The organism is Iodobacter sp., assembly GCF_025352645.1.
In the GTDB taxonomy this organism is placed as follows: domain Bacteria; phylum Pseudomonadota; class Gammaproteobacteria; order Burkholderiales; family Chitinibacteraceae; genus Iodobacter.
Map to the genome: position 1 here is coordinate 1 of NZ_JANXSO010000002.1, position 15,281 is coordinate 15,281.

At 49.6% G+C, this 15,281-nt stretch carries 15 protein-coding genes; 2 read left to right on the forward strand and 13 right to left on the reverse strand.

The genetic code is table 11. The features are described 5' to 3' along the window. The 3 genes from Q0R17_RS00150 to ilvB all read right to left on the reverse strand — a co-directional run. The coding region (locus tag Q0R17_RS00150; RefSeq protein ID WP_293930801.1) for an NAD(P)-binding domain-containing protein at positions 1-255 on the reverse strand (255 nt) is incomplete at its 3' end. A 55-nt stretch (positions 256-310) separates the two neighbouring features. Next, positions 311-802 carry an acetolactate synthase small subunit gene (ilvN, locus tag Q0R17_RS00155; protein ID WP_130106462.1) on the reverse strand — a complete coding sequence of 164 codons (492 nt, stop codon included), beginning with the start codon at positions 800-802 and terminating at the stop codon, positions 311-313. A gap of 21 nt (positions 803-823) precedes the next feature. Then, on the reverse strand, positions 824-2,590 hold the full coding sequence (gene ilvB, locus Q0R17_RS00160; protein ID WP_293930808.1) for a biosynthetic-type acetolactate synthase large subunit: 1,767 nt from the start codon (positions 2,588-2,590) through the stop codon (positions 824-826). A gap of 479 nt (positions 2,591-3,069) precedes the next feature. On the opposite strand from ilvB, the gene Q0R17_RS00165 reads away from it, so the two are divergent. Further along, positions 3,070-3,600 carry an RDD family protein gene (locus tag Q0R17_RS00165; RefSeq protein WP_293930812.1) on the forward strand — a complete coding sequence of 177 codons (531 nt, stop codon included), beginning with the start codon at positions 3,070-3,072 and terminating at the stop codon, positions 3,598-3,600. A gap of 60 nt (positions 3,601-3,660) precedes the next feature. Here Q0R17_RS00165 and lnt read toward each other — a convergent pair whose 3' ends face one another. From lnt to Q0R17_RS00185, 4 genes are all read right to left on the reverse strand, one after another. Next, positions 3,661-5,145, reverse strand: coding sequence for an apolipoprotein N-acyltransferase (gene lnt / locus Q0R17_RS00170; protein ID WP_293930815.1), 1,485 nt, complete (start codon positions 5,143-5,145; stop codon positions 3,661-3,663). Between the two features lie 228 nt (positions 5,146-5,373). Then, entirely contained in the window at positions 5,374-6,240 is an 867-nt protein-coding gene (locus Q0R17_RS00175) for a transporter associated domain-containing protein (protein ID WP_293930882.1), read from the reverse strand. 143 nt (positions 6,241-6,383) lie between these two features. Beyond that, positions 6,384-6,854 (reverse strand): rRNA maturation RNase YbeY, encoded by a 471-nt coding sequence (gene ybeY, locus Q0R17_RS00180; RefSeq protein ID WP_293930818.1) that lies wholly within the window; start codon positions 6,852-6,854, stop codon positions 6,384-6,386. A 122-nt stretch (positions 6,855-6,976) separates the two neighbouring features. Next, a complete protein-coding gene (locus Q0R17_RS00185) occupies positions 6,977-7,783 on the reverse strand; it encodes a hypothetical protein (protein ID WP_293930821.1) in 807 nt (268 codons plus the stop codon). A gap of 51 nt (positions 7,784-7,834) precedes the next feature. Here Q0R17_RS00185 and Q0R17_RS00190 point away from each other — a divergent pair, with 51 nt between their 5' ends. Beyond that, positions 7,835-8,044, forward strand: coding sequence for a hypothetical protein (locus tag Q0R17_RS00190; protein WP_293930824.1), 210 nt, complete (start codon positions 7,835-7,837; stop codon positions 8,042-8,044). Between the two features lie 532 nt (positions 8,045-8,576). Here the strand turns inward: Q0R17_RS00190 and Q0R17_RS00195 are convergent. From Q0R17_RS00195 to Q0R17_RS00220, 6 genes are all read right to left on the reverse strand, one after another. Further along, entirely contained in the window at positions 8,577-9,548 is a 972-nt protein-coding gene (locus Q0R17_RS00195; protein ID WP_293930827.1) for a PhoH family protein, read from the reverse strand. A gap of 177 nt (positions 9,549-9,725) precedes the next feature. Continuing rightward, entirely contained in the window at positions 9,726-10,343 is a 618-nt protein-coding gene (locus Q0R17_RS00200; RefSeq protein WP_293930829.1) for a UPF0149 family protein, read from the reverse strand. Positions 10,344-10,574: 231 nt separating this feature from the next. Beyond that, the gene (miaB, locus tag Q0R17_RS00205; protein WP_293930832.1) at positions 10,575-11,909 is read right to left on the reverse strand and encodes a tRNA (N6-isopentenyl adenosine(37)-C2)-methylthiotransferase MiaB; all 1,335 of its coding nucleotides are present in this window, start codon (positions 11,907-11,909) and stop codon (positions 10,575-10,577) included. A 180-nt stretch (positions 11,910-12,089) separates the two neighbouring features. Beyond that, on the reverse strand, positions 12,090-12,347 hold the full coding sequence (locus tag Q0R17_RS00210) for a hypothetical protein (protein ID WP_293930836.1): 258 nt from the start codon (positions 12,345-12,347) through the stop codon (positions 12,090-12,092). Positions 12,348-12,840: 493 nt separating this feature from the next. After that, positions 12,841-13,983, reverse strand: a complete 1,143-nt coding sequence (locus tag Q0R17_RS00215; RefSeq protein WP_293930839.1) for a glycerate kinase — start codon at positions 13,981-13,983, stop codon at positions 12,841-12,843. An 11-nt stretch (positions 13,984-13,994) separates the two neighbouring features. After that, positions 13,995-15,251 (reverse strand): GntP family permease, encoded by a 1,257-nt coding sequence (locus tag Q0R17_RS00220; protein ID WP_293930841.1) that lies wholly within the window; start codon positions 15,249-15,251, stop codon positions 13,995-13,997. Positions 15,252-15,281 lie beyond the last annotated feature (30 nt).

Below are 15,281 nucleotides of genomic sequence, written 5' to 3' on the forward strand. Positions count from 1 at the left end.
CTGGAATTCATCCGGAGTCAGAATCATCACTACATCGGCAGAGGCAACCGCAGTCGCTACGTCAGTTACTTTCAGGCCGTGAGCTTCAGCTTTAGCTACAGTCGCTGAGCCTTTACGCAGGCCAACCACGATATCAACGCCAGATTCTTGCAAGTTGCAAGCATGGGCATGGCCTTGTGAGCCGTAACCGATGATGGCTACTTTTTTAGATTTGATGATGGAAAGATCACAGTCTTTATCGTAAAAAACTTTCATGGCTGAATTCCTGATTAGTGTTTAGATTTGTCTATTCTGCGTGCTTTTGCACGCATCAAATTTTTAAAATACGCTCGCCGCGACCGATGCCAGAGGCGCCGGTGCGTACGGTTTCCAGAATGGCGGCTGGATCAAGTGCCTTGATAAAAGCATCCAGCTTTTCGCCTGTTCCGGTCAGCTCTACGGTATAGGCTTTTTCGGTAACATCGATAATGCGGCCACGGAAAATATCCGCCATCCGCTTCATTTCGTCCCTTTCCTTGCCGGTAGCTCGCACTTTTATCAACATCAGTTCACGTTCGATGTGATCGGCCTCGTTCAGGTCGATCACTTTCACCACTTCTACCAGCTTGTTGAGCTGTTTGGTGATTTGTTCGATAACGTCTTCAGAGCCATGGGTGACGATGGTCATCCGGCTCATCGTGGTGTCTTCAGTGGTTTGCACTGTTAACGAGTCGATGTTGTAGCCACGTGCTGAAAACAAACCGGTGACACGGGATAGTGCACCCGCTTCGTTTTCTATCAGTACTGAAAGTATATGTCGCATTTCCATCTCCATAGAGCGCTCTCAGCACAGATTGCCGTAATCACGGTTGTTTTCAAATGGCACCAGCTGCATATCACTCATATGCGGTGGTAGATCCATCTGGCTCAGGCCTTTCCCGTTCTGAATCATAGGGAAAACGTTGACTTCACGGTCAGTAATAAAGTCCATAAACACGAGGCGATCTTTCAGCTTATCGCTAAAGGCTTCGCGCAGGGCAGGCTCTACATCTGACGGCTTTTCAATCTTCATACCTACATGGCCATAGGCTTCGGCCAGTTTTACAAAATCAGGCAGCGCATCCATGTAGGATTCGGAATAGCGATTGCCGTAAAAAAACTGCTGCCACTGACGAACCATGCCCAGATAGCGGTTGTTCAGATTAATAATCTTGGTCGGAATATGGTATTGCTTACAGGTTGAAAGCTCTTGGATGTTCATTTGGATCGAGCCTTCGCCGGTGATACAAGCAACGATGGCATCTGGATTAGCCAGCTGAGCGCCCATTGCTGCAGGCAGGCCAAAGCCCATTGTGCCTAGGCCACCCGAGTTAATCCACTGACGTGGGCGCTTAAATGGATAGTATTGCGCGGCAAACATTTGATGCTGGCCTACGTCCGAAGTAATGATGGCGTCACCACCAGTGACTTCCCATAGCTTTTGTACTACAAATTGCGGCTTGATGACTAGATCAGATTGCTCGTACCAAAGGCTTTGCGGTTTGCGCCATTCTTCGATCTGCTTCCACCAAGCGGCCAAAGCATCGGGCTGAGGCTTGATGCCGGTTTCTTTCAGAATGGCAATCAGATCGATCAAGACATGTTTTACATCGCCAACGATAGGTACATCCACTTTTACGCGCTTGGCGATCGATGACGGGTCGATGTCGATATGCACAATCTTTTTGGCTTGCGATAAAAAGTGTTCAGGGGACGAAATAACGCGGTCGTCAAAACGCGCGCCAATCGCAATGATCACATCGCTGTACTGCATGGCCATATTGGCTTCGTAAGTGCCGTGCATACCCAGCATGCCCACAAAGTGCGGGTCTGTGCCATCCAGCGCACCCAAGCCCATCAGGGTATTAGTGCAAGGCAAATTGAGTAGCTTAACTAGCTCAGTTACCTCGGCGCTGGCGTTGCTTAAGATGGCTCCGCCGCCCACATACAGAAACGGGCGTTTGGCTTCACCCAGTAACTGTGCCGCTTTCTTAATCTGGCCAGGATGCCCTTTGGTAGGCGGGCTATAGCTGCGAATCGCTACTGATGCTGGGTAGTTAAACTCAGTTTTGTTGGCCGCAATATCCTTAGGCACATCGATAACCACGGGGCCTGGGCGGCCAGTGGTGGCAAGGTGAAAGGCTTTTTTAATAGTGGGGGCCAGATCACGAATGTCTTTTACCAAGAAATTGTGTTTTACGATTGGGCGTGAGCAGCCAACCATATCTACTTCTTGGAAAGCATCTAGGCCAATGGCATCGGTTGCCACTTGGCCGGAAAACACCACCATAGGAATCGAATCCATATAGGCGGTGGCAATCCCAGTAATGGCATTGGTGGCACCAGGGCCGGATGTAACCAGCGCTACGCCCACTTTTTTGCTAGAGCGGGAGTAAGCGTCGGCAGCATGCACAGCCGCCTGCTCATGCCGCACCAGCACATGCTTAAAATAATCTTGCTTAAAAATAGCATCGTAAATAGATAAAACAGCGCCGCCAGGGTAGCCGAAAATGAATTCGACGCCTTCTTCCTGTAAGCAGCGCGTGATGATCTCTGCGCCCGAAATTTCCATGGGTATTCCCTAGGTCAGAACGATAGGTAAACAGCTGGGGCCAAATTGGCTTCGCCCAACTATTTGCAAATGATTTACCGGGTCTTCCGCCGTTTCAAACAGGTTTGTGACCTGTATTTGACGACCAGTGTGTGTTCGCTGGCGGAGACCTTTCGGCGCAGGCTAACTATGTAGAGTGCCGCCTGCATTCTTGGCTGGATATTGCACTAGAAAGTTACCGCACTGCGGTATAAATGGCAAGTTCTTCTGGTTATTAACTTATTGACTTTGTTAATATCGCAGTCTTGTGTTTCTGTGCTTTTATAACTGCGATTAAGCAGCGTTTTATTGTTTTATTCCCGCCGTAAGATTCTTTGTAAATTTTATTTATAGTACAAAAGTTAAACATTGTTTTGGTGTAAGTTTGTGATGTTTTTAATACATGTTTAGGGGCTGGGGCTTAGCCGCACTTGGCTGATATTTATTAACAAGGATAGTGTGTGAAGATAAAGACTGGGCCAGCAGGCTGGTGGCGACGGATGTTTGCTTTTTTATACGAGTTGCTGCTACTGATTGCCGTGGTATTGCTTGCTGAAGGCTTGTTCCAAGGCGTGTTTCAGCTAATCACTAAGCTGCCGGTTACTGCAATGAGCGATGATTTAATTGTGCGTGCGCTTAATTTTGTGTGGATTATGGGCATCGCGTTTACCTACTTTTCGTGGTGCTGGCGTGGCGGGCAAACCCTAGCAATGCGAACTTGGCGAATTTGCTTGGTTAAGGCGGATGGCAAGCCTTTAGGTTGGCGTGAAGTAGCATTGCGCTTTGCCGTGGTTGCCGTGTGTATGTTGCCTTGTGCGCCATTTTGGATTTTGGCTAGGCATCATGCCGATTTACGCATTGTGGCATGGCTGCTCACCGCTTTATTCTTCCTGCCCTTTCTTTGGGCATTATTCGATCGTGAACGCCGATTCTTGCACGATAGATTGGCAGGCACGCAACTATTAATTGCCCCGCCTCGGTCAGATGTATAGAGCTGAAAGTCTAATTTCTTGTAGAGTGGGCAAAGGTGTTTTACCTTGCCTACCTCATGTTTATTTGTCGCTACGTCTTTTCCACCATCCCAGCCCAAGCAATACTGCGCACAAAGCCATCAGCAGCGGCGCATCGCCGAACCAAGCGTAGGGCGGCATGCCGCTACGGTTTTGAGCGGTGCCTTCCAAAATACCTGCAACTCGTTCTGGTAATACCGCTTTAAATCGGCCTTTTTCATCAATGATGGCCGTTACGCCGGTATTGGTAGAGCGCAGCATATAGCGGCCGGTTTCTAAGGCGCGGGTTTGGCTCATTTGTGTCTGCTGTGCTGCTGCCCAAGAGCCATCAAACCATGCCAGATTAGATAGATTAACCAGCATGGTGGCTTCAGGCAGAGCATTGATAATTTCTCGGCCAAACACGTCTTCGTAGCAAATATTGGCGGCAATCTGGCCGGATGCCAGCGCAAACGGTGCTTGTTTTACCGCGCCACGGCTAAAGCCCGATAGCGGCATATCCATAAAGCTGTAAATCCAATTAAACAGCCACGGTAGCGGAATAAACTCGCCAAAAGGTACCAGATGCTGCTTTTTGTAAAGAGGGAGCTTAGGATCGGACATTACGGTGACGGCGTTGTAATACTCTGCTTCGTGTGTACCTAAAATGGGGACGCCGAGGATTAAATCGGCTTTGCGCGGGGCAACAGCATCACGCAGCATCTGTGGATACCAATCAGGTACATCGCTGATAAATGAGGGGATGGCTGTTTCTGGTAAAATTACTAACTGCCCACGTGCCTTGCTGGTGAGTTCTAGATAAGTTTTTAGGCTGTCTAGATAAAAGGCATTATCCCATTTAATATTTTGCGCAATATTGCCCTGCACCAAGCTGACCCTAACCGGCGCGCCTACCTTAGTTGTCCACTCAATCTGATTTAAACCCCAGCCCGCTCCCCATATACTGGCAACGATGCCCCAGCCCGCCAACCACTTAGGTTTGCTAACAATGATAGCCACGCTCAAGCAGAGCAGCCAGCCGATCAAATAAACGCCACCGATGGGGGCAAAGCCCGCGAGTGGTGTCATTGGGCTTTGTGAATAGCCTACACTGGCCCAAGGAAAACCCGTAAAAAGCCAGCCACGCAGCCATTCGGTCAGAATAAATACGCTGGGCAGCAGTAATATCCGCAGCGCTGCTGGGCAGGGCAGCTTCAGCGTTAGCCAGCCAGCTAAAGCAGGAAACAGCGCCATATACGCCGCCAGCACTAAAATTCCCCCAGCAGCCATCGCTGCAGGCATGCCGCCAAAGGTATTTAGGCTGATAAATATCCAGTGGATATTGGCAAGGAAAAAGCCAAGGCCAAAGCTAAACCCGCGCCCAGCGGCTATTTGGGGCGTTGTGGATTGTTGTATGGCAAAGGTCAGTGCTGCGAGGGATAGCCACATCAGCGGGAATAAATACAGCGGTGCAAAAGAAAATACGCTGACCGCGCCAAACAGGGCCAGCAGGAAGTGCACGAGCAGGGGTTTAAATCTAGAAATCATTAACCACGGCCCATGACCGCTCCTGTGTGAGGTGTTGATAAACCCAAGTCTTGAACCACGTTGACCACAGATAATGGGTTTTCACAGAGAAAAAACGGGTAAATAGAGGGAAATGAGAGCGAATTGTTGCTATTGCCATCATGTCTTTCACCCCTAGTATTTTCTCTGTGGCCCTCTGTGTTCTCCTTTTTTTCCGTGGTGCAGGACCTGGGTTTTTATTTGAAATGGCTACGTTTCTGTTGCTGTATCGGCTAGTTTTTCTATCAGTACCGAATAAATCCGGCGGCTGTCGGCACGCAGGATTTGGAAGCGGTAACCCTCAAATGCCACGATTTCACCGCGCTTGGGCAGGTGGCCAAAGTGCTGGGTAATCAGGCCGGCTACCGTATCAAACTCTTGATCAGAAAACTTGGAGCCTAAGGCTTCATTTAAGTCATCGATCTCGGTAATGCCCTTCACCCGCCAGTGCCCACGCCGATCAGGAATAATATTATCTTCGGCTTCGTCGTAATCGAATTCGTCTTCGATATCGCCAACAATTTGCTCCATCACATCTTCAATGGTTACTAGCCCCGCCACGCCGCCGTATTCATCCACCACAATCGCCATATGGTTGCGATTATTACGGAAGTCTTTAAGCAGCACATTCAGGCGTTTAGATTCGGGGATATACACCGCTGGGCGCAGCATATCGCGCACGTCAAATTCCTCATCGCTGGCGTAATAACGCAGCAAGTCTTTAGCCAGCAACACGCCTAAGACCTTGTCTTTGCTGCCATCCACCACAGGAAAGCGCGAGTGAGCGGTTTCAATCACATAGGGAATAAATTTGGCGGGGGCATCATTGATATCGATGATGTCCATTTGGCTGCGCGGCACCATCACATCGCGCACCTGCATATCGCCGACATTTAACACACCTTCGATCATGCCCAGCGCATCGGCATCGAGCAGTTGGCGTTCAAATGCTGAGTGGAGAATTTCTACGAGCTGACCACGATCTTCTGGCTCTCGTAATAAGAAGTGGGTCAAACGTTCAAGCCATGATGACTTGGGGGTGTTCGTTTTCGGTGATACCGAGGGGTAATCATCCATTATGGCGTAAAGATCCAATGATAAAGAAGAACGAATGATACCGGAAGATCGTGCTTTTTGGGTTACAGCGGCATTGGTGATAGTGGGGATGATGGAGTTTTGGTGAATTGGCAACATCAGCCCCCATACAAATTAGGCGAATGTTATTTTTCTGCCGCGTAAGGATCGCTAATGCCTAGTGTTGCCAGTAGCTTGGTTTCAAGCGTTTCCATGGCTTCTGCCTCATCTTCTTCAAGGTGATCATAGCCCTGCAAATGCAGTACGCCATGAATGGTGAGATGGGCGTAGTGGTCAATCAGACTGATATTTTGTTCCAGTGCTTCTTTCTCTACTACCTGCGCACAGAACACGATATCGCCCATCAGAGGCAACCCTGGAACATCGGGCATGTCTTCATCAAAAGTAAAAGTGAGCACATTGGTGGCGTAATCTTTGCCGCGGTAATCGCGGTTCAACTGCTGGCCTTCCTCGGTATCCACAATTCTGAAGGTGATTTCTGCCGTGGCAATCTCAGGTAGGAGCGCGGCCTCCGCCCAGATTTGAAACTGTGCCGTGCTGGGTAGGCCGGTGGCGGTGCTTTCTATTTGATGGCAGATTTCTAAACGTTGCTTCATAAGTGATCTTTGTAAATGTTGTCGCTTAAAAATTTGGCGATACTGGTTTGATGTGGATTGCAGTACAACTACGTAAATTGGCTGATCGCTGATGCCAGCGACTTTAGATCAGCCCGTGTGAATTAACGCTCGGCACAACTGATGTACAACGCTTCTGGCCCCTTGCCTGCAAAACCTTCCGTCGATAACTCACCATTTGTGCGTAAGCGTGCCACGCCAGCATTTTTTTGCTGTTTGGATTTTTTAACCGCGGCGGTTAATGCCGCCTTGTCTGCGTCTACCAGCATGGCCAGAAAAGGCACTTCACTTTCAAACAAGATCGCGGATTGTACAGGCAAGCCCTGGAAGGTGTAGCCCGCTGCTACTTTTAGCTCTGTGCCAAAAACCTGATTTAGCGGCACATTGGCCATCTTTGCTAGCCAATTGGGAATCCCTGCGTTATTAAACTCCATATTTTGGCAATTGAACGTTTTTGCCAGTTTGGGATTCACGGTTGGTTTGCTGCTGGCCGCAGGCTTGGATGCAGCGCTGGTGCCGCCAAACTGATAGAGACCATTGAACATTACATCACCCCAATTGCTAGAACAACCATCAACTTGCATCAATAAGCCATCTTTGGCCGGGGTCAGAAGCATCTGACAGTTACCTTCATTGAAAAGCCAGCCTTCACCCACTGCTTTGAGTTTGCCTTCGCCTGAACCTGAACGGTTGCTGGTTCCGGCTGATTTGCCCGCAACTTCCAGTGAAAACTGGCCATTTTCTGAAATGACTAAGGTGCGCTCAAACAGTTTGTTATTGGCATTGTACTGGCCTGTTTTAGGCAGTGACTGGTTGTCGGCCCAGGCAGGCAAACTCAGTGCCAAGCTGGCAAAAAGGGTGAGTGAAAGTTGGCGGGGGCTAGCATGCTGGTGCTGGTGGGGCGTTTGCATTAGAAATATTCTCCAAAGTTAGGCTTTAGTTTAAATATTCTTGAGCGCGCAATGATTTTAACTCAAGCAGATTCCGAGAAAACGGTGTTTCGCTATGGATCAAAGTTTACAAGGTCAGGGAAAGTTGATATTGCCTTGATCGAATTGTATACAACTCACAAACTGACAGGCAGCTTCAGCCTTCTGTATTTAACCGAAAATCACCCCGTCATATTATTTGCTGCGCTTGGTATCATGCAAATTGTTGTAATTTCTGCTTAATTTCCGCTATTTCACCCAAATAACGCGTCATAAGGGAGGGCTGACGCTTTATCGTGCCTAGGGTCTGTTGACGTTTCATTCACAATTGCGCTGAGCCGGAAAATGGCTAGGCACAAGGCATGCGACGAGGGCAATAACGGGTTATTGTCGAGGAGCATAACGCAGTGAATGGCCATTTTCCGGCTCAGCCCTTCGGGTTTGACCCATTTTTGGGGCTGCACAGCGTTAAAAATCGCTAATGGTACTCGTACCATGTCGCAATTTTTGCCTTGTTCAGCCCCAAAAATGGGCCAAACGCAGCCGTGAATGAAACGTCAACAGACCCTAGGTGTTTGTAGGCATTGAATTATCTGAGGCTGGGCGAAACCCGAGTACTTATTTAACATCGCTCGTGGGTTGCACCTCATAGGCGATAAGCAAAAAATAATAATATGAATCAGTTGGTTAATTCTTAATTTGATTATGCTTCTTGCTTGTTTTTGTCGTTTACCTGTGATGATCGATAAGGAATATAAGCTGTAGGGGAGCAGCTTTATTCTTTACGCTTTGCTGCTTCACGTTCTTGCGTTTTCTTGGCATAGGCCTTGACTATTTTTTGCACCAGCGGGTGGCGAACTACATCTTCGCTGGTGAAGTGGTGCAGGGCAATGCCATTGATCTCTTGCAGCACCTCTTGCGCATCATTTAGGCCGGATTTTTGATGCTTAGGTAAATCGATCTGGGTTGGGTCGCCCGTGATGACGGCTTTAGAGCCGAAGCCGATGCGGGTTAGAAACATCATCATTTGTTCTGGTGAGCTGTTTTGCGCTTCGTCCAAAATAATAAAGCTGTTGTTGAGGGTTCTACCGCGCATAAAGGCCAGTGGGGCAATCTCTATAATGCCTTTTTCAAACAGCTTGGTTACTTTATCAAAGCCCATTAAATCGTAAAGTGCATCGTAAAGTGGGCGAAGATAGGGGTCGATTTTCTGTACTAAATCGCCTGGTAAAAAGCCGAGTTTTTCGCCTGCTTCTACGGCGGGGCGAACTAAGACCAAGCGTTTGACCAGATCGCGCTCTAAGGCATCCACGGCGCAAGCGACGGCCAGATAAGTTTTACCTGTGCCTGCTGGCCCAATGCCAAAGGTAATGTCGTGATCCTGAATCGCTTTGATATAGCCCGTTTGGCGAGGCGTTCTACCGCGTAAATCATGGCGCTTGGTGCGCAGCGGGGTGGTGTTTTCTTCGATATAGGCAGGGGCTATATTTTGCGTGAGTTCGATAATCGATAGCTGCAAATCATCCCGCTCTAGTGGCTCTTCGGCCATCGCATAAAAATGCTCTAGCAGGCTGATGCCCTGCTGCAAGTTTTTGGCGCTGCCGCTTACCCGAAACTGCTCATTTCGCCGCACGATGGTGATATCCAGCGCAGTTTCAATTTGTTTGAGATTTTCGTCGAGTGAGCCGCAGAGATTGTTTAAGCGGCGGTTATCAACAGGCGTGAAGTGGATAATTTGGCTATTCAAAAGCGAGCTCTTTTCAAATAATCGAGAAGTAAAACCCAAACCTTGAACCACGGAGGGCACAGAGAACACAGAGTTACACGGAGAAAGACCAAAGAAAAATGAATTATCATTGTTTTGCCTCTGTGCTACTCCGTGTTCTCCTTTCCTCCGTGTTTTAAGATTTGGGTTTGTTGTTATTTAATGCTTGAGGTTTGGCACACCACGGCGATCGATCCAGAAGTCGCGGATTTCTGGGATGATATCGACCAAGGACGCGGCAACTTCGTGTTCGAATTCGGCCATGTCTTGCCCATCTTTTTCTAGATCGGCACGGCCTTCGTCGTCGGCACAAACCAAAATCGGGTAGACAAGCTGGGCGTATTCTTCATCGTCCATCATTTCTTGCCAGGCCTCTGGGTTCATCGATGTTGCCAGCGTAAAGCCGTAGCACCATTGCTGCGAGATATCCTGGCCGCTTTCTTCATCTACATAAACAATCGGGCTAAAGACGTTTTCGGCATCGGCCAGCTCGTCCATCAGTTGGTTGTATAGGCGCAGAATCAAGCCTTCAATTTTTTCTTTTTCTGCAACGGATGCAAATTTAGGACGTTCGCCGTTTTCGCCCCAGACTTGGGAAAACCATTTGTCTGCGGGGATTTCTTCTGGGCCAACGAGTTGTGCCGTCAGGAAACCATGCAACATGGATAAATCCATTGCTTGTTCTGGGGCCACATCAGATTCTAAAAAATCGGCCAGCAGGTCGAGGTCGTCGTCGCTTAGAACGGCAAAAAGTTCAGCATCTTTTGGCGATAGCATGTGTTTTCCTTGGGTAATGCGCAAAGGTGAATAGCTTGATGGGCTATATCCTACTGCTTTTGGCGGGAGCGTTGATGCCTATCATAAACTATGTGTGCAAGGCACGCTGCCTATGTACCATCGTTTGATGCAAGGTAGGTGTAGGGTGAGCAGGGTTTATGTGCCCACGCAGCCTTGTTTAGCTTGTGGATAGCTGGGTAGGTAATCTACCCAGCTTAAACCGTAGCTATATTACTTCACCACTATTTCGCCCTTTAGGCTGTGTGGGAAGGTTTCGGTGATCAGCACTTCTACAAACTGATTGATTAAGCGTGGATTGCCAGCAAAGTTAACAATGCGGTTGTTATCCGTGCGGCCAGCTAGCTCTTGTAGCTCGGGGTTTTTACGCGCCATGCCTTCCACCAGCACACGTTGCACGGTGCCGATCATGTTTTTGTTTACGTCCAGCGCTAGCTCATCGATGCGGGCTTGCAGACGTCTGAGACGGGTGAGTTTTAGTTCTTCCGGCACATCATCCGGTAAATCGGCAGCGGGTGTACCTGGGCGGCGGCTATAAACAAAGCTAAACGATGCATCAAAACCTACATCGTTAATTAGCTTCATCGTGCGTTCAAAATCGTCTTCGGTTTCGCCAGGAAAGCCGACGATAAAGTCAGAGCTTAGGCAAATATCAGGGCGGGCATCTTTGAGCTTACGTACTAAGGATTTGAATTCTAGCGTGGTATAGCCGCGCTTCATATTCACTAGCACGCGGTCTGATCCCGCTTGTACTGGTAAATGTAGGTGTGAAACAAGTTTTGGCAGAGTGCGATAGCAGTCCACAATTCGCTGTGTCATTTCACGCGGATGGCTGGTGGTGTAGCGCATGCGCTCGATGCCCGGGATTTCGTGCACGTATTCAAGCAGGGTGGCAAAATCGGCGATTTCGCCGTCTTCCATCGGTCCGCGATAGGCGTTTACATTTTGCCCAAGCAGGGTGATTTCTTTTACACCTTGCGCAGCAAGGCCAGCTACTTCGGCTAGCACTTCTTCAAACGGGCGGCTAAATTCGGTGCCACGGGTGTAAGGCACCACGCAGAACGAGCAATATTTGCTACAGCCTTCCATGATCGATACAAAGGCCGTTGCGCCTTCAACGCGGGCTGGCGGCATATTGTCGAATTTTTCGATTTCAGGGAAAGAAATATCCACCTGAGAAATACCACTGCTGCGGCGAGCGGCAATGAGATCTGGCAGGCGGTGCAAGGTTTGCGGGCCAAATACCATATCCACATAGGGTGCGCGTTTTACAATCGCCGCGCCTTCTTGCGAGGCCACACAGCCGCCCACGCCAATCAATAGATTTGGGTTTTTAAGCTTAAGTTCACGCACACGGCCAAGATCTGAAAACACTTTTTCCTGCGCTTTTTCGCGCACGCTACAGGTGTTAAACAAAATCACATCGGCTTCTTCAACATTGTCGGTCTGCGTTAAGCCTTCGGATGCGTGGAGTACGTCGGCCATTTTGTCCGAATCGTATTCGTTCATCTGGCAGCCGAAGGTCTTAATAAATACTTTCTTGCTCATTATTGCGTGCTCTACGTGTTAAGTTTTACTTCAAGTATCACTGATACGAATCGTATTCTTTAGTGCTTATTATAATCTCGTAGGGCGGGTGAAACCCGCGTATGTTTTAGCATTGCTCGCGGGTTTCACCCGCCCTAACAAGTGCTACTTATGTGCTTTCATTACTTCATTTTTAGCTGTTTATTCCGTGATAATCGCTTTCGGGCGGGCTTTTAAAGTGGCTACTTCATCATTTGTGAGCAGCCACAGCCGCCATACATTGCCCGAGGTGGCTTCAATCTGAAACCAAACGGTGGCTTGCTGCGGCATATGGCTTTGCATGATGAGCGCGTTGTTTTGCCCGTAGATGCGCAGCCCAGGGGCAGTGCGGTAAATTTTGTCGTCAATTTTAATTTCTGGGATGGCCGCGGCTTTGAGTTCGCCGAGCTGTCCATCCATAGGAATGGTTCTTGCTGCATAGCATGGGATTGCCGTAACAAGGGCCAGCCAAAACAAGCACTTATGCATGAGTTACTTTCCACGTGATGGAAAACCCGCAATGGTAACATGGTGCCCGCATTGAAAGCACCGCCATCGGGAAGATTGCCTGTTTTATACCGCCGCCACCTTGGTGGGGCGTGGGCTGGAGGTTTGCAGCTTTATTTACTGATGTTGTTACACAGCAAGGACAACAAATAGGCAGTCCACTAAAAACACAAAAAGCACGAACAGATGCTACATCATTACTTTCTAATTGATAGTTGTAGGTTGGTGCTGAGTAAAACCAAGCCCAACAATACGATGAAGCATGTTGGGCTTCGCATGCTCAGCGCCAACCTACACGATATGTCCATATTCCAAAATAGATGGAGAGTATCTCTGTTTGATTCGTTTTTTTCGTGTATTTAGTGTTTTTCGTGGACAAATAGTCTTTGTGCATAGCCTTAGTTATTTATTGCAGAGCTCGGCCAATTTTAATTGTGGCGGCGATATTCCTAGCGCAAAGGCGTACGTTTTCTTTAGCCTGTGCCAGTGCTTCTTCGATGGATACCGCGCGGTTTAAAACGCTGAATACCGCTTCAATGCCATGCTGATGCACTACGCCTACGTCGGTGCTAAGGCAGCCTGCGATGCCAATCACTGGGATATTAAAAACCTTGGCCATTTGCGCTACGCCCATGGGTGTTTTGCCGTGTATGGTCTGGCTATCCATACGGCCTTCTCCGGTGATGACTAGGTCTGCGCCTTGTAAAAGCGCAGCAAATTGTACGGCTTCCAGCACAATTTCTACGCCGGGGCGTAGGCTGGCGTTTAAAAAAGCCAATGCTGCTGCCCCCATGCCGCCCGCCGCGCCGCTACCCTTGGTTAAGGCAATATCCAGGCCGATTTGCTCTTTAATCATGCGGGCGTAATGGCTAAGGCTGGCGTCAAGGATTCTAACCATCTCTGGCGTTGCGCCTTTTTGTGGGCCAAACACCGCCGCTGCACCCTGCTCGCCGGTGAGCGGGTTATCTACATCGCAAGCCACGTCTATTTTGCATTGCGCGATCCGCGGGTCAAGCCTAGATACATCAATTAGAGCCAGCTGGTTTAAACCGGCAGCCCCAAAGCCCAGCGCTGCACCGGCTTGGTTTAAAAAACGCCCACCTAGCGCTTGGATCATTCCCATGCCGCCATCGACTGTCGCGCTGCCGCCTATGCCCAAAATAATATGCGTGGCACCGCAGTCTAGTGCGGCGAGGATGAGCTCGCCGGTGCCGTAGCTAGTGGTGAGCATAGGATTGCGTAGGGCAGGGGGAACCAGTGTTAAGCCGCTGGCTGCCGCCATCTCGATAATGGCGGTTTGGCCATCACCCGATAAGCCAAAAAAAGCACTGACACATTCGCCCAGCGGGCCGGTCACTGATTGCTGAATCATGCGCCCACCAGTGGCAGCCACTAAGGCTTCAACCGTGCCTTCGCCACCATCTGCCACGGGAATTTTTATATATTGGGCATCGGGTAGAACTTCCCTAAAGCCCGCTTCAATTTGCGTGGCAACGTCTAGGGCTGAAAGGCTTTCTTTGTAGGAATCGGGGGCAATAATAATTTTCATGATCGCAAACCTTAAAATTTAAGCACACCAAAAATCAGCGTAGAGACAATCGTAATCGACAAACCAACCGCTGTTTCGTAGGGAATGACTTTAAGCCGCTCGGTAATGCTCATATTGACTGCCCCGCCTGTGGCGTGGAAAAAACTACCGTGCGGCATATGATCAAATACCGTGGAGCCAGCATGAATCATGGCGGCACCCGCTAAGGCAGGCACTCCCAACTCTAGCAAGGTGCTGCTAAATACCTGCGCCGCCACTACGGTGCCAGCGGTGGTAGAAGCGGTTGCCAGTGACATCAGCGCACCAGATATCGGGGCCAGCATATAGGCTGGCAGGCCCGAGCCTTGTAGCGCTTCGATCAGCACGGTTTTCAGGCTGGATGCGCCGATAATCCCCGCTAACGTGCCCGTACCCAGCAGCATAATCGCCACCGGAGCCATACGGCCTAAGCCCGCTACGGCAAATTGATTGCTGTCTTTAAAGCGGCCCATTGCCAGCGCACCCAATAAGCCACCTAAGGGCAGGGCTAACATGGGATCAATCACGACATCAAATAAAGGCCTGAGTGATAAAAGCACAATGGCCACGACAGGGGCCACAATGGCGGTGGCAAAAGAAGGCAGGGCGTGGCGATCAAAGGCCACAACTTCGGCGCTTTCGACTTTGCTTCCCTTATTCACCAGCGTTTTAGCAATAAAGTATGCCACTACCAGCCCAACTAAGCCTGGCACTATCCCTGCGGCCATCACTGAGGTCAGTGGTACATGAAAGGCATCGGATGCGGCAATGGCATTGGGATTGGGCGACATCACATTCCCCGCCTTGCCCCCGCCTATCATGGCCAGCAAAATCGCCATTTTGGATAAATCGGCTTGGCGCGCAATCGCGAGGGCAATGGGGGCGACGGTAATCACCGCCACATCAATAAACACGCCGACTGCGGTTAAAATCATGGTGGCAATAGCCAGCGCCAGCAGGGCGCGTGTTTCGCCCACTTTTTTGACTATGGTATCGGCAATACTGGCCGCTGCGCCAGATTCGATCAATACCCCCGCCAGCACACCGGCCGCCAAAATACGCATCACGGCAGGGATAATACCTTTGGCCCCACCCATCATTAAATTCACGGTGGCGCTTAAATCGACCCCACCCACAATCCCACCCACTAAAGCGCCAACAATCATGCCGTAGGCGGGCGGTACTTTTCGTAAAATCAGAAAAATGGCGACAACAAGTGCGCTGATGGCTCCTAATGAACTGACTTCCATAATGGGTGGCTCCTGTTTGGGCGGGATCTT